The sequence below is a fragment of the Mycobacterium alsense genome (genome assembly GCF_002086635.1).
Lineage (GTDB): Bacteria > Actinomycetota > Actinomycetes > Mycobacteriales > Mycobacteriaceae > Mycobacterium > Mycobacterium alsense.
This window is the reverse complement of sequence record NZ_MVHD01000015.1, coordinates 40349-59627: the sequence shown is the minus strand read 5'-3', so window position 1 is coordinate 59627 and position 19279 is coordinate 40349. Positions and strand designations below refer to the sequence as shown.

Below are 19279 nucleotides of genomic sequence, written 5' to 3'. Positions count from 1 at the left end.
CATGCCGAACGACACGGGATACGACGTGAGCCACGATATACGGCCCGAGCTGATCGACCTGAAAAACGCCGAGTGCGAAAGGGTTCTGGAGTTGGTGGCCGTCAAGGGCGGGCGGTGCGCGGGCTGCGGCGCGACGGATTTCGTCGTCGGTCACGCCCTCTACCTCGGGTTCCTGTTCCTCAACGAGGACGACGACGCCTTCATGGTCGCGTTGACATGCCGCAATCCCGACTGTCCCATGCCGCGCAGCGGAATCGTGTTGCCCGCCAAGGATTTCCTGACCGAGTACGAAGACGTCCCGGTCGCCGACATCGCCTACCGCGCCCGCGCGCAGCAGGCTAGCGGAACCTGGGGTGGCCCGGGGCGTCGCTGAACCGGGGGCGCGCGATGCCGAACCGCTCGATCAGGTCCGACACCGAGCGCAGCTCCGCGCACAGCGACTGAAACCGGCTTTCGGCCGCCTCGTCGAGCGCGCCCACGCGGCTATAATGCACCAGCCGGCGCAGCCGCCCGGAAAGCGCGGCGCCCCAACGGATGCTGAAGTCGTAGACCTGGCTTTCGCTGACCTCGTCGCGCCGGCCCAGCTCCCGCAGCGCCTCGATCTGCTCGGTCAGCAGCTCCACGTCGTCGTCGACCACGATCATCTGGCCTCCCGTCACAGGTGGGGCTTGGCGACACTGACCACGAACGGCTGGCCCCGCAACGTGAGGTACACGCGCTTCGGGCCGATCGCCATGCCCGACAGCGGCGCCGACGCGGCGGGACCGCCCGCAAGTCCCGCCCGGTAGTCGATCGTGCGGATCACCGGGATGCCGCCGTTCGGATAGCCGGTGAAGCTGGCGGTCTCCAGCACCGTCACGTCGCGGTCGGTGGCGGCGTACACGCGGGTGTCGTCGGTGCCCAGCTGCCGGATCGGCGACGACAGCCGCGCGCGGGCCAACACTTCCATGCCGTGGCCGCCGCGGCTCGAGTCGACCGCGTAGAGCACGCTGTCGTCGCGGGTGGCCACGTAACTGCGTGCCACCGAGGTGCTGTCGCCGGCCCTGGCGACCACGTCCATCGGCAGCGAGCCGCGTAGCTCGGGGGGCGAGGAGGGGCCCTTGTAGTAGCGGATGCCCGACGACCCGTAGAGGTGGTACTCGATCGCGCGCCCACGGTTGGCGCCGTCGATGGTGTCCGCGCGCTCCGCGGGGAAGGTCGCCGTCGGCAGCTTGCGAAAGCCGTACTGGTCCACCGGCGTCACCGACGAGCCGTCCGCCGACAGCGCGAGGAGCACCCGCATGCCGGCGTCCTCGGCGAGATACGCCGGCGCGGGCCCGGCGTCGAACGCGCCGACCTGCGTCAAGGTGGCGATGTCGAGGACGGCGACCTGGCCGCGCAAGGGTTGCGGCACGAAGACGTGCCCGTCGTCCTTCTGGCTGATCTGCAGGTTGCGTCCCGGCTCCAGCGGCGCCGACACCCGCGTGTGGGCCGCCCGGGGGGAGGGGAAGGTGATCTCCGCCAGCTTGCCGTCCTCGGTCAGCCCCAGCATTGCGTTGTCGCGGTACGACCAGACCGGCTCATGCAGGGCGGCGTCGGTCGGCGCCACCGCGACCTCCGGCGCGCTCTCCAGGGAGGTACCCGGCCCGGAACATCCGGCCAACGCCATGATTCCGACGGCCGCCGCGGCGGACCAGCGCCGCCGGTGGTTTGTCCGGATGGCCACGATTCGGGCAGTACCCCGCGGAACGTCGGGCTACACGTGTCCGCTACAGAATCGGCCGGCCGCCCGTCACGGCCACCCGCGCCCCGGAGATGTAGCTCGCGTCGTCGGAGGCCAGCAGCACGTAGATCGGCGCCAGCTCCGCCGGCTGCCCGGCCCGTCCCAGCGGCACGTTGTCCCCGAACGATTCGACGCTGTCCGCCGGCATCGTGGACGGGATCAGCGGTGTCCATATCGGGCCCGGGGCGACACTGTTGACGCGAATTCCCTTGTCGCCCAACAGCTGAGCGAGGCTGGCCGAGAAATTGGCGATGGCCGCCTTCGTCGCCGCGTACGGCGCCAGCGTGGGATTGGGGGTGTCGGAGTTGACCGAGGAACTGCCGATGATCGACGAGGCGGGGCCCATGTGGGGGACGGCCGCCTTGGCGAGGTAGAAGTAGGCGCTTACGTTCAGCCGGAACGTGTAGTCCCACTCCTCGTCGCTGATCTCCTCGAGGGTCTTGTGCATCATCTGGTAGGCGGCGTTGTTGACGAGGATGTCGATGCCGCCGAACTCCCTGACCGCGGCGTCCACGACGGCGCGGCAGTGGTCGGCCTCGGAAAGGTCGCCCCGGACCAGCACGCAGCGCCGCCCGGCGGCCTCGACGTGGCGGGCCACGTCGCTCGCATCGTCGTCCTCATTGAGGTAGGAGATGAGCACGTCGGCGCCCTCCCGGGCGAAGGCGATGGCGACCGCGCGGCCGATGCCGCTGTCGCCGCCGGTGACGATCGCCCTCTTGCCGGTCAGCTTTCCCGAACCCCGGTAGGTGTCCTCACCGCAGTCCGGGACCGGGTGCATTTTCGCCTGCACGCCCGGAACTTGTTGTTGTTGTGCCGCAAAACCCATGAGTGCCCGGCCCTTTCGTCGGCTTGTTCTCGGCTTGTCCGTACCGCTGCGGCTACCCCACACGACCGAAACCAATCGCCGGTTGTTTCGCGCGATTAACCACGCCCCCAAAGCCCGTGGTGCCAATGTTAATTCTGTGGCGTGAAAGGTGCTGCGCCGCAAATCAACAGCCGCGCCGTTCCCGCAGGTGAAACCGCGGGCGCCGGAAATGAGGGTTAATCGGTTTGTTTAGCCCTGCTGCCGAAGGGTAATGCGGGGGATTGTGCGTTTATCGCCCTCGCGTGGGAGCGATTGTTCGACACGAAAGGAAAACCATGAAATTCACCATGTCCGCTGTCAAGGGAGCCGTTGCTGCCGGTGCTATCGCGGCGGCTAGCGTTTTCGCTGCAACAACCGCTTCCGCTGCGCCGCCCAACATCCAGGGATTCGGAACGAGCCAACAACTGGTGGACGGGCCCCTGACCACCACCTACACCGTGAGCAACCTGCAGCCGAGCAACGCCTCGATCCCGGGCTACACCCCGAAGGGGACGCTTTACCAGGCGGACGTGACCGCCAGGTCCGACGCCGGGGTCGTGACCCCGATGGTCAACGACTTCATCGCCCGCGGCCCCAACGGCCAGAACTACCGGGTGATCGACAAGGTCCAGGTCCCTAACGGCCTCAACCCGGCGCCGATCCCGCAGGGCGCCGAATCGACCGGTGTCCTGTACTTCGACGTGACCGGCGCACCGCCGAACGGCGTCGTCTACAACGACGGCATGCAAGACGTCCTGATCTGGACGTCGAACGCGCCGGCGGCCCCGGCGCCCGGCGCGCCGAACCAGCCCGGCACGGCGAACCAGCCCGGCGCGGCGAACCAGCCCGGCACGGCGAACCAGCCCGGCACGGCGAACGAGCCCGGCGCACCGACGCCGAGCCCGGCTCCGGGCGCACCGCCCGCGCCGGCGCACGCCTGATCCGATTGCCTGATCTCCCCGCGCCACACGCCGAGTGGCGCGGGGAGATTTCGCGTGGGAGTGGCTAGGCGGGGAATCCCGCGCGGCCGAACGGGGTACCCACCGAACATGACCGAATCGGATCACAGGCCAAAAGCGGTACGCGCGCAGGCACAGCGGCACGCGCAGCGGGCGCGGGCGGCGATGGAGGACCGCCGCGGCGGCCAGGACGGCGGGGTCAGCGGCTGGGTCGCGCAGCGCGCCGGCAGGTGGGACCTCAGCGGCCAGGACGAGGCGACTTTGCAGCGGCAGAAGTTCTTCTGGAATGTGCTGGTGGACTACTGGTTCCGGATGGAGATCGACGGCTGGGAGAACATCCCGCCGGCGCCGCCGGCGCTGCTGGTCGGGATCCACTCGGGCGCCCCGTTCGTGTGGGACGCGTGGACCGTCGGGCTGCAGTGGTGGCGTCGCTTCGGCCAGGACCGCCCCCTGCACGGCACCGCGCACGACGCATTGATGGCAATCCCGATCTTCGGGCGCTATTTCCGGTCGATGGGCGTGCTGCCGGCCGCACCCGACGCGATCGCCACCGCGCTGGCGGAGGGGCGCGACGTGGCGCTGTGGCCCGGCGGGGAAGTGGACTCGTTGCGGCCGTGGAGCGAGCGCGACCGCGCCAACCTCGCGGGGCGAAAAGGCTTCGTGAAAATGGCGATTCGCGCCGGCGTGCCGATCGTCCCGATCGCGACCGTCGGCGGCGCCGACGCGATGCCGGTGCTGATTCGCGGCGACCGCCTGTCGAAGGCGCTCAGGCTCGACCGCCTGCTGCGGCTCAAAGTGTTCCCCGTCGCGATATCCCTGCCGTGGGGCATCGCCCCGGCCGCGCTGCCGCAACTGCCGCTGCCGGCCAAGATCCGGACCCGGTTCATGCCCGCGGTCGAGATCGACGGGGATCCCGCTCGCGCCGAGGACGACGACTATGTCGACCGCAAATACCGCGAAGTCGAAGACGCGATCCAGCGGGGGATGGACGCCCTGGCGCGCAAGCGCGCCTTGCCGCTCTTCGCGTGACGGGCGAAAAACACGGCACAACAAGCTGTTTCGGGCTAATGCGCGATCTGGTCCGTGGCGGCGGGACGGGTCGCCGACGTCCACACGGGCGTCAGCGTCGACTCGCTGAGAATCCATTCCGGCTGGGGCGGCGTGGCCACCATGTAGCCCACGCCGCGGACGGTGTCGATGATCGATTCGTGCTCCGGTCCCAGCTTGGCGCGCAGCCGCCGCACGTGTACGTCGACCGTGCGGACGCGACCGTTGCAGTCATATCCCCACACCTCGTGCATCAGTCGGGTGCGCGTGAACGCCCGGCCGGCATGTTGCACAAGGAAATTCAACAGCTTGAACTCGGTGAGCGTCAGTCCCAGGTCTTGGCCGTCGAGCGTGGCCGTGAAGCTGGCCGGGTGCAGCAACAGGTCGCCGAACTTCAACGTGCCGTCCATCGCGCTGCGCCGGCGGGCGATAGCGAGCCGGAGCCGCGCTTGCAGCTCGTCGGCCCCGGCGGCGGGCAGCAGCACGTCGTCGCAGTGCCAGTCGACGTCGACCGCCACGAAGCGCGACGGCGCCACGACCGCAACCACCGCGACGGAAGGGGCTTCCGACGCCAGGCGGCGGCACACGCCCCTGGCCCGCTCGAGGTCGGTGCGCGCGTCGACGATCGCCACGTCGGGGCTGCTCCGGCGCTGGTCGGGATGCTCGGTGAGGGGAGCACGCCGCACGCTGTGCGTGAACGATTTCAGGGTCGGTAAGGCCGATTCGAAGTCGTCTTCATCGCTAAGCAGTAGAACGTCCAAAGACATCTCCAAACTCGTGAGCTGTCATCGCCCCCCACCAGTAGGCACCTCACGGCGAGATGTCTGTCAGCGCAGCGGTGAATACCCGTTTAAAGCAAGACTATGCAAAGTCTATTTACGCTGCCCGGACAATCGACGGGTCCGGCCCGTTTTCACGGACCGGACCCATCATCTGCGACCGGCTACTGGTTTGCCTTCTGGCGCTCCTCGGCCGCCTCGGCGCCGCCGCGAGCGGCCTCCGCCTGGGCTTCCTTCTTCGCCGCGTCGCGCTGTGCCTCGGCCTTGTCCTGCTGGGCCTGGCCTTCGCGCGTCAGGTCGTCGCGCCCGGCGACCGCGCCCACGGCTTCCTTGGCCTTGCCTTTGACGTCCTCGACGACGCCCTTCATTGCTTCCGCAGGTCCCGACTTGTTGTCCGCCATGGATGCTTCCTCCTCATCGGCGTACGTGCTGAGCGTTGCCGCTCAGCGTCACACGGGCGCGCGGTCCTCGTTCTCAAGACCCTGGATCGCCCCGCGTCGGTGCGGATTCCCCCGGGCGGTCCCGGCTCAAACATCGGGCACGGGAAGCCAACCGTGCAGATAATCACCCCGGCCACGCCGCGTTGTGCTGCGATGAGGCAGGATGTGAAATGCCGTTCCGGACGAGGCCGCCCGGGATGGCACTGTCATGCGAGGAGTTTGATGACGGAGTCCGGGGAGCCCCAGGCCACCAACGGCGTACCGCAGGGTCGCTCCAAGTATTCGCGGGTGTTGCTCAAGCTGGGCGGCGAGATGTTCGGCGGCGGCCAGGTCGGTCTGGACCCCGACGTCGTGGCGCAGGTCGCCCGGCAGATCGCCGAGGTGGTCCGCGGCGGCGTGCAGGTCGCGGTGGTGATCGGCGGCGGCAACTTCTTCCGCGGCGCGCAGCTGCAGCAGCGCGGGATGGAGCGCACCCGTTCGGACTACATGGGCATGCTCGGCACCGTCATGAACAGCCTGGCGCTGCAGGACTTCCTGGAAAAGGAGGGCATCGTCACCCGGGTCCAGACCGCGATCACGATGGGCCAGGTGGCCGAGCCCTACCTGCCGCTGCGCGCCGTGCGCCACCTGGAGAAGGGGCGCGTGGTGATCTTCGGGGCCGGCATGGGGCTGCCCTACTTCTCGACGGACACCACGGCCGCGCAGCGGGCGCTGGAGATCGGCGCCGAGGTGGTCCTGATGGCCAAGGCGGTCGACGGGGTGTTTTCCGCCGATCCGCGCCACCACCCGGACGCCGAGCTGATCACCGCGATCAGCCATCGCGAGGTCATCGACCGCGGCTTGCGGGTGGCCGACGCCACCGCGTTCAGCCTCTGCATGGACAATGGCATGCCGATCCTGGTGTTCAACCTGCTGACCAATGGCAATATCGCCCGGGCGGTCGCTGGTGAGAAAATTGGGACGCTGGTCACCACTTGAGGAGGAGCGGCGCACATGATTGATGAGGCTCTCTTCGACGCGGAAGAGAAGATGGAAAAGGCCGTATCCGTGGCCCGCGACGACTTGTCGACCATTCGCACCGGGCGCGCCAACCCGGGGATGTTCTCGCGGATCGTGATCGACTACTACGGCACCAACACCCCGATCACCCAGCTGGCCAGCATCAACGTCCCCGAGGCGCGGCTGGTCGTCATCAAGCCCTACGAGGCCAGTCAGCTGCACGCCATCGAGACGGCGATCCGCAACTCCGACCTGGGCGTCAACCCCACCAACGACGGCACCCTGATCCGGGTGGCGGTGCCGCAGCTGACCGAGGAGCGCCGCCGGGAGCTGGTCAAGCAGGCCAAGCACAAGGGCGAGGAGGCCCGGGTGTCGGTGCGCAACATCCGTCGCAAGGCGATGGAGGAACTGCACCGCATCCGCAAGGACGGCGAGGCCGGTGAGGACGAGGTCGGCCGGGCGGAAAAGGATCTCGACAAGACGACCCATCAGTACGTCACCCAGATCGACGAGCTGGTTAAGCACAAAGAAGGGGAGCTGCTGGAGGTCTGACGGCCGCTCAGCACGTATATCCGTGGCAACTACCGGCGCAGGCAGCAAGCCCGACGAGCCCGCGCGCGGATCCAAGGAAACGGTGCGGGAGCCGGCGAAGAAGGCGTCACGGGCGGGGCGCGACCTGCCCGCCGCGATCGCGGTCGGCGCCGGCATCGGCGCCGTTCTCATCGTCACGCTGCTGTTCGCCCCCCGCGTCTGGGTGGGTTTCTGCTCCGGGGCCACGCTGATCGCCAGCCACGAGGTGGTGCGCCGGCTGCGCGAGGCCGGATACGTCATCCCGGTCATTCCGCTGCTCGCCGGCGGGCAGCTCACCGTCTGGTTGACCTGGCCCACCGGCGCGCGCGGCGCGCTGGCCGGCTTCGGCGCGACGGTGGTCGTGTGCATGGTCTGGCGGCTGTTCATGCAGGACCCGAGCAGACACCACGACCCCGCCGCGGGCCCGCCGGCCCCGTCGCACTACCTGCGGGACGCCTCGGCAACCCTGTTCCTGGCCGCATGGGTCCCGCTGTTCGCCTCCTTCGCCGCGCTGCTGGTCTATCACCCCAAAGAAGGCGCCGGGCGGGTGTTCTGCCTGATGATCACCGTCGTCGCCTGCGACGTGGGTGGCTACGCGGTGGGCGTCCTCGTCGGCAAGCACCCGATGGTCCCCACGATCAGCCCGAAGAAGTCCTGGGAGGGATTCGTCGGCACGTCGGTCTTCGGGGTCACCGCGGCGATCCTGTCCGCGACCTTCCTGGCCGACAGACCGCCGTGGGAGGGCGCCGTGCTGGGGGTCGTGCTCGTGCTGACCTGCACGCTCGGCGACCTGGTCGAATCCCAGGTCAAACGAGATCTCGGCATCAAAGACATGGGCCGGCTGCTGCCCGGCCACGGCGGCCTGATGGACCGCCTCGACGGCGTGCTGCCGTCGGCGTGGGCGGCCTGGACGGTGTTCACCCTGCTGCCGTCCTGACAGCGCCCATACTGGACAGGTCATGGTCCAGGAGTTGATTTTCGACGAGCCCCCCCGCGGCAGGCCGCCGCGGCACTTGGCCGACCTCGACGAGGCGGGCCGCGCGTCGGCCGTCGCGGAGCTGGGGCTGCCGGCGTTTCGCGCCAAGCAGCTCGCCCAGCAGTACTACGGCCGGCTGGTCGCCGATCCGCGGGAGATGACCGACCTTCCGGCCGCCGTGCGCGCCGCGATCGCCGAGGCGATGTTGCCGAACCTGCTGACCGCCGTCGCCGAAGTCACCTGCGACGCCGGCGATACGCGAAAAACGTTGTGGCGGGCCGTTAACGACCCAGCCGGCGCCACCTTCGAGTCGGTGCTGATGCGTTACCCGCAGCGCAACACGGTGTGCATCTCGTCGCAGGCGGGCTGCGGCATGGCCTGCCCGTTCTGCGCCACCGGCCAGGGCGGCCTGACGCGCAACCTGTCCACCGCCGAGATCCTCGAACAGGTCCGCGCCGCCGCCGCGGCCCTGCGCGACGACTTCGGCCCCACCAGCCAGCGGCTGTCCAACGTGGTCTTCATGGGCATGGGCGAGCCGCTGGCCAACTACGCCAGGGTGCTGGCCGCGGTGCGGCGCATCACCGAACCGCCGCCACGCGGGTTCGGCATCTCGGCCCGCTCGGTAACGGTATCCACCGTCGGGCTCGCCCCGGCGATCCGCAAACTCGCCGACGAACGGCTCGGGGTGACCCTCGCGCTGTCGCTGCACGCGCCCGACGACGAGCTGCGCGACACGCTGGTCCCGGTCAACAACCGGTGGAAGATCGCCGAGGCGCTCGACGCCGCCCGCTACTACGCGGACGTGACGGGCCGGCGGGTGTCGGTCGAGTACGCCCTGATCCGCGACGTCAACGACCAGCCCTGGCGGGCCGACCTGCTGGGCAAGCGACTGCACCGCGCGCTCGGCCCGCTGGTGCATGTGAACCTGATCCCCCTCAACCCGACGCCGGGCAGCGACTGGGACGCCAGCCCGAAGGCGGTGGAGCGCGAATTCGTGCGACGGGTCCGCGCGGCGGGGGTGTCGTGCACGGTGCGGGATACGCGCGGGCGTGAGATCAGCGCCGCCTGCGGACAGCTGGCCGCCGAGGGCGGGTAGGTAGGCCCACCGGGCGCTCGCCCGACGAGCCGCCGATGAACCCGACGGGCGGGCGGCCCGTCTTCAGAGCATGTTTCGGTTCTCATCTGTGCTCAAGCTGTTGGCCGCGGCGGTCTTCGCCGCCGCCCTGATCCTCGGGCTGGGCGACGTGCCGCGCGCGGCGGCCGCCGACGACCGCCTGCAGTTCACCGCGACCACGCTTTCCGGCGCGCCGTTCAACGGCGCCACCCTGCAGGGCAAGCCGGCGGTGCTGTGGTTCTGGACGCCGTGGTGCCCGTTCTGCAACGCCGAGGCCCCCGGTGTCAGCCAGGTGGCGGCCGCCAACCCGGCCGTCACGTTCGTCGGCGTCGCGGCCCACTCGGACGTCGGCGCCATGCAGAACTTCGTCTCCAAGTACCACCTGAACTTCACCACCCTCAACGACGCCGACGGCTCGATCTGGGCGCGCTACAACGTCCCCTGGCAGCCGGCCTACGTGTTCTACCGCGCCGACGGCAGCTCGACCTTCGTCAACAACCCCACCTCGGCGATGCCCCAGGACGAACTGGCCGGCCGGGTGGCCGCGCTCGGCTGAGCCCGTGGATCGCGGACTGGTCGGCCTGGCCTTCGCCGCGGGATTGGTGGCCGCGCTGAACCCTTGCGGGTTTGCCATGCTGCCGGCGTACCTGCTCCTGGTGGTGCGCGGGCGGCGTCCCGGGGAACGGACGCGCCTCGCCGCGCTCGGCCGCGCGGGCACGGCCACCGCCATGATGGCGCTGGGGTTCGTGACGGTGTTCGGATCGTTCGGCGCGCTGACCATCGCGGCGGCCGCGACCGTGCAGCGCTACGTGCCATACGCGACCGTCGTGATCGGCGTCGCGCTTGTCGCCCTGGGGATTTGGCTGCTGTCGGGCCGGGAGCTGACGGCCCGGCCGGTGGGCCCGCACTGGGCTCCGACGGTCCGGCTGGGCTCCATGTACGGGTATGGGGTCAGCTACGCGATCGCCTCGCTGTCGTGCACGATCGGGCCCTTCCTGGCCGTGACCGCCGCCGGCTTCCGCGGCGGCTCGGTCGTCACCGGCGTCGCCGTCTACCTCGCCTACGTCGCCGGCCTGACCCTGGTGGTGGGCGTCTTGGCCGTCGCCGCGGCCGATCTGGCCCGGGCCGGCTCGGCCCTGCCCGATCGGCTGCGCCGCGTCCTGCCGTTCGTCAACCGGGTCGGCGGCGCGCTGCTGGTGCTGGTCGGGCTGTACGTCGGCTACTACGGCGTCTACGAGCTGCGCCTTTCCAGCGCCACGGCGAACCCCCACGACGCGGTGATCGCCGCCGCGGGCCGGCTGCAGGGCGCGCTGGCCGGCTGGGTGCACCAGCACGGCGTATGGCCCTGGGCGGTGGCCCTGTCCGTGCTGGTGGCGGGGTCCTGGTATCGGCGGGTGGGGCGGAGCCGACGCGCCAAACGGCGGCTACCTGAGCCAACCGCGGCGGCGGCCCCACACGTCGCGGATCAGCACGAAGAGCGTCAGCACGGCGAACCCGACCAAAAACACGTCCTCGATGTGACCGACGTGGTTGCCGCGCAGCATCGCCAGCAAAAAGATCACGATGACCAGCCCGGTGGTGCGCCAGGTGCGGTAGTTGATCCGGCTCCACCCCCAGGCGGCCGACGGCACCTCGGCGACGTCGACGCCGTTGAAGTGCTCCACCTCGGTACTGGCCACGGGGAATCCCTTTCCTGATCGGCTTCTGCCGGAGATTCTGGCACACCGCCGCCGCGGCCCGCGCGGATGTCCGGCGTCGCCCGCCGGGGGCACAATAGGTGGGTGACCAATCCGGGGACCGAGGGCCGCCTGCGCGTGCTGGTGCTGGGCAGCACCGGCTCGATCGGCACCCAGGCGCTGGAGGTCATCGCGGCCAATCCGGACCGCTTCGAGGTGGTCGGGCTGGCCGCCGGCGGTGCCAACCCGGACGCCCTGGCGCGCCAGCGCGCCGAGACAGGGGTCACCAACCTCGCCGTCGCCGACGAGCGCGCCGCGCAGCGGATCGGCGACGTCCCCTTCGCCGGCCCCGACGCGGTGACCCGCCTGGTGCGCGAGACCGAGGCCGACGTCGTCCTCAACGCGCTGGTCGGCGCGCTGGGCCTGCGACCCACGCTGGCCGCGCTGGAGTCGGGGGCGCGGCTGGCGCTGGCCAACAAGGAGTCGCTGGTCGCCGGGGGGCCCCTGGTGCTGCGGGCGGCGCGGCCGGGCCAGATCGTGCCCGTCGACTCCGAGCACTCCGCGTTGGCGCAGTGCCTGCGCGGCGGCGATCCCGACGAGGTCGCCAAGCTGGTGCTGACGGCCTCGGGCGGGCCGTTTCGCGGCTGGGCCGCCGCCGACCTCGAGGGCGTCACGCCGGAGCAGGCGGGCGCCCACCCGACCTGGTCGATGGGCCCGATGAACACGCTGAACTCGGCGTCGCTGGTCAACAAGGGCCTCGAGCTCATCGAAACGCACCTGCTGTTCGGCATCCCCTACGAGCGCATCGAGGTCGTCGTGCATCCCCAGTCGATCGTGCACTCGATGGTCACCTTCGTCGACGGCTCGACGATCGCCCAGGCCAGCCCGCCCGACATGAAGCTGCCCATCTCGCTGGCCCTGGGCTGGCCGCGGCGGGTGGCCGGCGCCGCCCCAGCCTGCGCGTTCACGGCCGCGTCCAGCTGGGACTTCGAGCCCCTGGACAACGAGGTCTTCCCGGCCGTCGAGCTCGCGCGGCACGCCGGGCAGGCCGGCGGCTGCATGACGGCCGTCTACAACGCCGTGAACGAGGAGGCCGCGGAGGCGTTTCTCACCGGCCGGATCGCCTTCCCCAAAATCGTGGAAACCATCGCCGATGTGCTGCACGTCGCCGACCGATGGGCCGCCGAACCGGCTAACGTGGACGAGGTACTCGACGCGCAGCGCTGGGCGCGCGACATGGCCAGGCGCCGGATCGATCGAGTCTCACAGGAGGTTCTGCCAACCCGATGATGTTCGTTATCGGCATCGTGCTGTTCGCGCTCGCCATCCTCATCTCGGTGGCGCTGCACGAATGCGGCCACATGTGGGTCGCCCGCGCCACCGGCATGAAGGTGCGCCGCTACTTCGTCGGCTTCGGCCCCACGCTGTGGTCGACCCGGCGCGGGGAAACCGAATACGGCGTCAAGGCCGTGCCCCTGGGTGGCTTCTGCGACATCGCGGGCATGACCCCGGTCGAGGACCTGGCCCCCGACGAGGGCGACCGTGCGATGTACAAGCAGGCCACCTGGCGGCGCGTCGCGACGCTGTTCGCGGGCCCCGGGATGAACTTCGTCATCTGCCTGGTGCTGATCTACGGCATCGCGCTCGTGTGGGGGTTGCCCAACCTGCACCCGAAGGCCGTGGTCGGCCAGACCGCCTGCGTCGCAGCGGATGTCGCCCCCGGCAAGCCCGGCCGGTGCGACGGTCCCGGGCCGGCGGCACTCGCCGGGATTCGCCCCGGCGACGTCGTCGTCAAGGTCGGAGACACCCCGGTGTCCACCTTCGACGACATGGCCGCCGCGATCCGCAAGTCGCACGGCGCGACGGCAATCGTCGTCGAGCGCGCCGGCACCGAGGTCACCACCCACGTCAACGTCCAGCCGACGCAGCGCTGGCTCTCCGGCGGGCCGGGCGGCAAGCAGGAGCTGTCCACCGTCGGCGCCATCGGCGTGGGCCCCGCGCAGGCCGGGCCCACGCGCTACGGCCCGCTGTCGGCGGTGCCCGCCACCGTCGCCTTCACGGGCGACCTGAGCGTGGAGGTGGGCAAGGCCCTGGTGGCGATCCCGACGAAGGTCGGTGCGCTCGTGCACGCCATCGGCGGCGGGCAGCGCGACCCCCAGACGCCGATGAGCGTGGTCGGGGCCAGCATCATCGGCGGCGACACCGTCGACCACGGGCTGTGGGTGGCGTTCTGGTTCTTCCTGGCCCAGCTGAACCTCATCCTGGGCGCGATCAACCTGGTGCCGCTGCTGCCGTTCGACGGCGGCCACATCGCCATCGCGGTGTTCGAGAAGATCCGCAACGTCATCCGGTCGACGCGGGGCATGGTCGCGGCCGCGCCCGTGAACTACCTCAAGCTCATGCCCGCAACCTACGTCGTGCTGGTCTTCGTGGTCGGCTACATGCTGCTGACGGTCACCGCCGATCTGGTCAATCCGATCAGGTTGTTCCAGTGAGCGCCGGGTCCGTCGGCCTGGGCATGCCGGACGCCCCGCCGCCCACGCTCGCGCCCCGGCGCGCCACGCGCCAGCTGATGGTCCGCGACGTCGGGGTCGGCAGCGACCACCCGATCTCGGTGCAGTCGATGTGCACCACCAAGACCCACGACGTCAACTCCACGCTGCAACAGATCGCGGAGCTGACCGCGACCGGCTGCGACATCGTGCGGGTGGCCTGCCCGCGCCAGGAGGACGCCGACGCGCTGGCCGAGATCGCCCGGCACAGCCAGATCCCGGTGATCGCCGACATCCACTTCCAGCCGAAGTACATCTTCGCCGCCATCGACGCCGGATGCGCCGCGGTGCGGGTGAACCCGGGCAACATCAAGGAATTCGACGGCCGGGTCGGGGAGGTCGCCAAGGCCGCCGGCGCGGCCGGCATCCCGATCCGCATCGGCGTCAACGCCGGTTCGCTGGACAGGCGGTTCATGGAGAAGTACGGCAAGGCCACGCCCGAGGCGCTGGTCGAGTCGGCGCTGTGGGAGGCCTCGCTGTTCGAGGAGCACGGCTTCGGCGACATCAAGATCAGCGTCAAGCACAACGACCCCGTCGTGATGGTCGCCGCCTACGAGCAGCTGGCCGCGCAGTGCGACTACCCGCTGCACCTCGGCGTCACCGAGGCCGGCCCCGCCTTCCAGGGCACCATCAAGTCCGCCGTCGCCTTCGGCGCGCTGTTGTCGCGCGGCATCGGCGACACCATCCGGGTGTCGCTGTCGGCGCCGCCGGTGGAGGAGGTCAAGGTCGGCATCCAGATCCTCGAGTCGCTGAACCTGCGGCCGCGCGGGCTGGAGATCGTCTCCTGCCCGTCGTGTGGCCGCGCACAGGTCGACGTCTACCGGCTGGCCAACGAGGTCACCGCCGGGCTGGATGGCCTCGACGTGCCGCTGCGCGTGGCGGTGATGGGCTGCGTCGTCAACGGCCCCGGTGAGGCCCGCGAGGCCGACCTGGGCGTCGCGTCGGGGAATGGCAAGGGACAGATCTTCGTTCGGGGCGAGGTGATCAAGACCGTGCCGGAGGCCCAGATCGTCGAGACCCTCATCGAAGAGGCCCAGCGGTTGGCCGCCGAGATGGACGCTCCGCAAACAACAACGAGCGGTTCGCCGATTGTGACCGTAAGCTGATAGGCGCCAGCGCCCCTGCACTGGCCGTCATTTCGCACCACAGAGAGTTCCCCATGTCGGCTCCGCCCATCTTTCGCCTGGTTGGTGAGCGGCGGGTGTCCGTGGTGCGCGACGCCGCCGCCGTCTGGCGTGTGCTCGACGACGACCCGGTCGGCTCGTGCATGGTCGCGGCCCGCGTGGCCGACTACGGCGTCGACCCCAACTCGATCGGCGGGGAGCTGTGGACCCGCCGCGGCCCCGACGAGTCGCTGTGCTTCGCCGGCGCCAACCTCATCCCGCTGCGCGGCGCGCCGGCCGACCTGACCGCCTTCGCCGACGAGGCGATGAGCGGCACGCGGCGCTGCTCGTCGCTGGTCGGCCGGGCCGAGCTGGTGATGCCGATGTGGGAGCGCCTCGAGTCGGCCTGGGGCCCGGCCCGCGACGTGCGCGACCGGCAGCCGCTGATGGCGCTCGGGGCGCACCCCAGCTGCGACATCGACCCCGGGGTGCGGCAGGTCCGGCCGGAGGAGCTGGACGCCTACCTGGTGGCCGCCGTGGACATGTTCATCGGCGAGGTGGGGGTCGACCCGCGGCTCGGCGACGGCGGCCGGGGCTACCGCCGGCGGGTGGCCAGCCTGATCGGGGCGGGGCGGGCCTGGGCCCGCTTCGAGCAGGGTCAGGTGGTGTTCAAGGCCGAGGTGGGGTCGCAGTCGCCCGGGGTCGGACAGATCCAGGGGGTGTGGGTGCACCCGGAGTGGCGCGGCATGGGCTTGGGCACCGCGGGCACCGCGACGGTCGCCGCGGTCATCGTCGGCAGCGGCCGGATGGCGAGCCTGTACGTGAACGACTTCAACACGGTCGCCCGCGCCGCGTACGCGAAGGTGGGCTTCGCCGAGGTCGGCACCTTCGCGACGGTCCTGCTGGACTGAGCGGCCGCGACCGTAACCCGGCTGCGCTTTTCCACCGCGGTTTTCGCCGTGCGGTTACGCGCGCGGTGCATCACGATTCGGTCTCGGTGTGTCGGCGCTGGCGACGCCGCCCCCGACATAACATCTGTAACGATGGCAACTCGAACAACACTGGCCTCGGCCGTCGCGTGTGTGCTGCTCGTCGCGGCCGGCGCCCTGTCCGGCTGCACCCCCCGGCCCGACGGCCCCGGCCCGGCCGCCGAGAAGTTCTTCCGCGCGCTTTCCACCGGCGACACCGCGACCGCCGCGCAGCTCAGCGACGACCCCAACGAGGCGCGCGAGGCGCTCAACGCCGCCTGGGCCGGCCTGCAGGCCACCCACCTGGACGCGCAGGTCCTCAGCGCGAAATACGCCGAGGACACCGGCACGGTCGACTACCGTTTCACCTGGCACCTGCCCAGGGACCGGACCTGGAGCTACGACGGCCAGCTGAAGATGGCCCGCGACGAGGGCCGCTGGGAGGTCCGCTGGACCACCACCGGGCTGCACCCCAAGCTGGGCGAGCACCAGACCTTCGCGTTGCGCGCCGACCGGCCGCGGCGCGCCTCGGTCAACGAGCTGGGCGGCAGCGACGTGCTGGCCCCCGGCTACCTGTACCACTACACGCTCGACGCCACGCAGGCCGGGCCCGCGCTGATCGGGACGGCCCACGCGGTGGTTGACGTGCTGCGGCCGTTCAACGACACGCTCGCCGACCCGCAGCTGCTCGCCGAGCAGGCGACGTCGGCGACCCAGCCGCTGGACCTGGTGACGCTGTACCCGGACGACAACGACAAGGTGTTCCCGGCGATCGGCAGGCTGCCCGGCATCGTGATCACGCCGCTGGCCGAGATGCTGCCCACCGACCCGCATTTCGCGCCGGCCGTCATCCGCGAGGTGAAAAAGGCGGTGGCCGATCAGCTCGACGGCCAGGCCGGCTGGCGGGTGGTCAGCGTCAACCAGAACGGCGTCGACGTGGCCGTGCTGCACGAGGTCGAGGGGTCCCCGGCGCCGTCGGTGTCGATCACGCTGGACCGCGCGGTGCAGAACGCCGCGCAGCGCGCGGTGGACACCCGCGGCGGCAAGGCGATGATCGTCGTCATCAAGCCCTCGACGGGGGAGATCCTCGCGATCGCGCAGAACAAGGGCGCCGACGACGACGGCCTGCCGGCCGCCAACGGCCTGTTCCCGCCGGGGTCGACGTTCAAGATGGTCACCGCCGGCGCCGCCGTCGAGCGCGACATGGCCACGCCCAACACCATGCTGGGCTGCCCGGGCCGCATCGACATCGGCCACCGCACCATTCCCAACTACGGCGGCTTCGACCTGGGCGTGGTGCCGCTCTCGCGTGCCTTCGCCAGTTCGTGCAACACCACGTTCGCCGAGCTGAGCAGCAGGATGCCGCCCCGCGGCCTGACCCAGGCGGCCCACCGCTACGGCATCGGGGTGGACTACACGGTGGACGGCATCACCACGGTGACCGGGTCGGTGCCCCCCACCGTGGATTTGGCCGAGCGCACCGAGGACGGCTTCGGCCAGGGCAAGGTGCTGGCCAGCCCGTTCGGCATGGCGCTGGTGGCGGCCACCGTCGACGCCGGCAAGACCCCGGTGCCGCAGCTGATCGCCGGGCGGCCCACGACGGTCGAGGGGCCGGAAATTCCGGTCACGCCGATCTCCCCGAAGATGGTCGACGCGCTGCGCCCGATGATGCGGCTGGTCGTGACCAACGGGACCGCCAAGGAGATCTCGAGTTGCTGCGGCGAGATCTACGGGAAGACCGGCGAGGCGGAGTTCCCGGGCGGGTCGCACTCGTGGTTCGCCGGCTATCGCGGCGACCTGGCGTTCGCGGCGCTGATCGTCGGGGGTGGCAGCTCGGAATACGCGGTCCGGATGACCAAGGTGATGTTCGAATCGCTGCCCCGCGACTACCTGGCCTGAACCGGTCCGCCCCCCGCTTTCGGCGGTAAGTTGCGAGCATGGGCGAAACATCCGGTGGGGAAGTGGCCGCTCCGACGTCACTGCGCATCTCCGACGCCGACCGGAACGGCACGCTGCGCCGCCTGCACAACGCCGTCGCGCTGGGGCTGATCGACATCGACGAGTTCGAGCAGCGCTCGTCGCGGGTGTCGTACGCGCGCACCCGAAGTGAGCTGGACGGGCTCGTCGGCGACCTGCCCGGGCCCGGCGCGATCGTCACGTCGGCGGCCGACCGGGTGGAGCTGCGCGGCTGGGCCGGCTCGCTCAAACGCCACGGCGAATGGACCGTGCCCACCCGGTTGGCGCTGGTGCGGCGGCTGGGTTCGGTGCAGCTCGACCTCACCCGGGCCCGGTTCGCCGGCCCGGTCGTGGTCATCGAGCTCGACATGAGGTTCGGCTCGGTGGAGGTCCGCCTGCCCGACGGCGCCAGCGCCTCGATCGACGACGTCGAGGTCTACGTGGGCAGCGCCGCCGACCGCCGCAAGGACGCGCCGGGCGAGGGGAGGCCGCACGTCGTGCTGACCGGCCGGGTGGTGTGCGGGTCGGTGGTCATCCGCGGCCCGCGGCGCTCGCTGCTGCGCCGGCCCCGCCCTTGACTCTGCGGCTATGGCGGCAAAGCGTGAGAAGCGGCCGCCCTCAGCGCAGAGTGAACGCGATCCGGCGGGGCGGCCGGCCCGGCTAAGCTAGCGGACATGCCCGCTCGGACCGCACTTGCCCCCGGGGTGATCTCGCCGACCCGGCCGGTGCCCGGGCGCATCGCCCGCCCGGAATACGTCGGCAAGTCGACCGCCCGGGAGGGCAGCGAGCCCTGGGTGCAGACGCCCGAGGTGATCGAGAAGATGCGCATCGCCGGCCGGATCGCGGCCGGTGCGCTGGCGGAGGCGGGCAAGGCGGTGGCGCCGGGAGTGACGACCGACGAACTGGACCGGATCGCCCACGAATACATGGTCGACAACGGGGCCTACCCGTCGACGCTGGGCTACAAGGGATTCCCGAAGTCGTGCTGCACGTCGCTCAACGAGGTGATCTGCCACGGGATCCCGGACTCGACGGTGATCGAGGATGGCGACATCGTCAACATCGACGTCACCGCCTACATCGACGGGGTGCACGGCGACACCAATGCGACGTTTCTGGCGGGCGACGTCGCCGAGGAGCACCGGCTGCTCGTCGAGCGCACCCGCGAGGCCACGATGCGCGCGATCAACGCCGTCAAGCCCGGTCGCGCCCTGTCGGTGGTGGGCCGCGTCATCGAGTCCTACGCAAACCGATTCGGCTACAACGTCGTTCGCGACTTCACCGGCCACGGCATCGGGACCACCTTCCACAACGGGCTGGTCGTGCTGCACTACGAGCAGCCCGCCGTCGCGACGATCATGCAGCCGGGCATGACGTTCACCATCGAGCCGATGATCAACCTCGGCGCGCTGGACTACGAGATCTGGCCCGACGGCTGGACCGTGGTCACCAAGGACCGCAAGTGGACCGCCCAGTTCGAGCACACCCTGGTGGTCACCGACACCGGCGCCGAAGTCCTCACCGCAATATAAGG

Annotated in this window: 21 protein-coding genes and 1 pseudogene; 16 read left to right on the top strand and 6 right to left on the bottom strand. The window is 70.5% G+C overall.

What is annotated here, in order from left to right:
- Position 1: 1 nt before the first annotated feature.
- Entirely contained in the window at positions 2-373 is a 372-nt protein-coding gene (locus BST11_RS11410; protein ID WP_083138084.1) for a hypothetical protein, read from the top strand.
- Here BST11_RS11410 and BST11_RS11405 read toward each other — a convergent pair.
- The 3 genes from BST11_RS11405 to BST11_RS11395 all read right to left on the bottom strand — a co-directional run bounded on the left by BST11_RS11405 (position 339) and on the right by BST11_RS11395 (position 2588).
- The gene (locus tag BST11_RS11405; protein ID WP_244897615.1) at positions 339-659 is read right to left on the bottom strand and encodes a hypothetical protein; all 321 of its coding nucleotides are present in this window, start codon (positions 657-659) and stop codon (positions 339-341) included. The genes BST11_RS11410 and BST11_RS11405 overlap by 35 nt on opposite strands.
- The gene (locus tag BST11_RS11400) at positions 656-1648 is read right to left on the bottom strand and encodes a hypothetical protein (protein ID WP_244897619.1); all 993 of its coding nucleotides are present in this window, start codon (positions 1646-1648) and stop codon (positions 656-658) included. Before BST11_RS11400 ends, BST11_RS11405 begins: the two co-directional genes overlap by 4 nt.
- Positions 1649-1748: 100 nt before the next feature.
- Positions 1749-2588 (bottom strand): glucose 1-dehydrogenase, encoded by an 840-nt coding sequence (locus BST11_RS11395; RefSeq protein WP_083138081.1) that lies wholly within the window; start codon positions 2586-2588, stop codon positions 1749-1751.
- Positions 2589-2902: 314 nt separating this feature from the next.
- Here BST11_RS11395 and BST11_RS11390 point away from each other — a divergent pair, with 314 nt between their 5' ends.
- Together BST11_RS11390 and BST11_RS11385 are read left to right on the top strand one after the other, a co-directional pair.
- A complete protein-coding gene (locus BST11_RS11390; RefSeq protein WP_083138080.1) occupies positions 2903-3547 on the top strand; it encodes an MPT63 family protein in 645 nt (214 codons plus the stop codon).
- Positions 3548-3655: 108 nt separating this feature from the next.
- A complete protein-coding gene (locus BST11_RS11385; protein ID WP_083138079.1) occupies positions 3656-4594 on the top strand; it encodes a lysophospholipid acyltransferase family protein in 939 nt (312 codons plus the stop codon).
- Between the two features lie 35 nt (positions 4595-4629).
- On the opposite strand, the gene BST11_RS11380 is transcribed toward BST11_RS11385, so the two are convergent.
- Both BST11_RS11380 and mbp1 read right to left on the bottom strand, forming a co-directional pair.
- On the bottom strand, positions 4630-5379 hold the full coding sequence (locus tag BST11_RS11380) for a winged helix-turn-helix domain-containing protein (RefSeq protein ID WP_083138078.1): 750 nt from the start codon (positions 5377-5379) through the stop codon (positions 4630-4632).
- A 176-nt stretch (positions 5380-5555) separates the two neighbouring features.
- On the bottom strand, positions 5556-5792 hold the full coding sequence (gene mbp1, locus BST11_RS11375; RefSeq protein WP_083138077.1) for a microaggregate-binding protein 1: 237 nt from the start codon (positions 5790-5792) through the stop codon (positions 5556-5558).
- A 261-nt stretch (positions 5793-6053) separates the two neighbouring features.
- On the opposite strand from mbp1, the gene pyrH reads away from it, so the two are divergent.
- The 6 genes and pseudogenes from pyrH to BST11_RS11345 form a co-directional block, all read left to right on the top strand.
- Positions 6054-6809 (top strand): UMP kinase, encoded by a 756-nt coding sequence (gene pyrH, locus BST11_RS11370; RefSeq protein ID WP_067324948.1) that lies wholly within the window; start codon positions 6054-6056, stop codon positions 6807-6809.
- Positions 6810-6824: 15 nt separating this feature from the next.
- A complete protein-coding gene (gene frr / locus BST11_RS11365) occupies positions 6825-7382 on the top strand; it encodes a ribosome recycling factor (RefSeq protein WP_067324950.1) in 558 nt (185 codons plus the stop codon).
- Between the two features lie 16 nt (positions 7383-7398).
- On the top strand, positions 7399-8337 hold the full coding sequence (locus tag BST11_RS11360) for a phosphatidate cytidylyltransferase (RefSeq protein ID WP_372509675.1): 939 nt from the start codon (positions 7399-7401) through the stop codon (positions 8335-8337).
- A gap of 22 nt (positions 8338-8359) precedes the next feature.
- Entirely contained in the window at positions 8360-9472 is a 1113-nt protein-coding gene (gene rlmN / locus BST11_RS11355) for a dual-specificity RNA methyltransferase RlmN (protein ID WP_083138075.1), read from the top strand.
- Positions 9473-9542: 70 nt separating this feature from the next.
- On the top strand, positions 9543-10046 hold the full coding sequence (gene dsbE / locus BST11_RS11350; protein ID WP_083138074.1) for a disulfide bond-forming protein DsbE: 504 nt from the start codon (positions 9543-9545) through the stop codon (positions 10044-10046).
- A 4-nt stretch (positions 10047-10050) separates the two neighbouring features.
- Positions 10051-10893: pseudogene (locus tag BST11_RS11345) on the top strand (cytochrome c biogenesis CcdA family protein); the annotation flags it as partial.
- A 21-nt stretch (positions 10894-10914) separates the two neighbouring features.
- Here BST11_RS11345 and BST11_RS28520 read toward each other — a convergent pair.
- Positions 10915-11169 carry a DUF2631 domain-containing protein gene (locus tag BST11_RS28520; protein ID WP_082958028.1) on the bottom strand — a complete coding sequence of 85 codons (255 nt, stop codon included), beginning with the start codon at positions 11167-11169 and terminating at the stop codon, positions 10915-10917.
- 66 nt (positions 11170-11235) lie between these two features.
- Between BST11_RS28520 and dxr the strand changes: the two genes are divergently transcribed.
- The 7 genes from dxr (at position 11236) to map (ending at position 19277) form a co-directional block, all read left to right on the top strand.
- Positions 11236-12456 carry a 1-deoxy-D-xylulose-5-phosphate reductoisomerase gene (dxr, locus tag BST11_RS11335; protein WP_083138073.1) on the top strand — a complete coding sequence of 407 codons (1221 nt, stop codon included), beginning with the start codon at positions 11236-11238 and terminating at the stop codon, positions 12454-12456.
- Positions 12453-13661, top strand: a complete 1209-nt coding sequence (locus BST11_RS11330) for a M50 family metallopeptidase (protein ID WP_083138072.1) — start codon at positions 12453-12455, stop codon at positions 13659-13661. The genes dxr and BST11_RS11330 overlap by 4 nt, the downstream gene beginning before the upstream one ends.
- A 23-nt stretch (positions 13662-13684) precedes the next feature.
- A complete protein-coding gene (gene ispG / locus BST11_RS11325) occupies positions 13685-14824 on the top strand; it encodes a flavodoxin-dependent (E)-4-hydroxy-3-methylbut-2-enyl-diphosphate synthase (protein ID WP_083138120.1) in 1140 nt (379 codons plus the stop codon).
- A 53-nt stretch (positions 14825-14877) separates the two neighbouring features.
- Positions 14878-15732 (top strand): GNAT family N-acetyltransferase, encoded by an 855-nt coding sequence (locus BST11_RS11320; protein ID WP_083138071.1) that lies wholly within the window; start codon positions 14878-14880, stop codon positions 15730-15732.
- A gap of 132 nt (positions 15733-15864) precedes the next feature.
- On the top strand, positions 15865-17688 hold the full coding sequence (locus BST11_RS11315; protein ID WP_083138070.1) for a penicillin-binding transpeptidase domain-containing protein: 1824 nt from the start codon (positions 15865-15867) through the stop codon (positions 17686-17688).
- Positions 17689-17726: 38 nt separating this feature from the next.
- Complete coding sequence (locus BST11_RS11310; protein ID WP_067324966.1) at positions 17727-18323, top strand: DUF1707 SHOCT-like domain-containing protein; 597 nt, start codon at positions 17727-17729, stop codon at positions 18321-18323.
- 96 nt (positions 18324-18419) lie between these two features.
- On the top strand, positions 18420-19277 hold the full coding sequence (gene map / locus BST11_RS11305; RefSeq protein ID WP_083138069.1) for a type I methionyl aminopeptidase: 858 nt from the start codon (positions 18420-18422) through the stop codon (positions 19275-19277).
- The last annotated feature ends 2 nt before the right edge of the window (positions 19278-19279 follow it).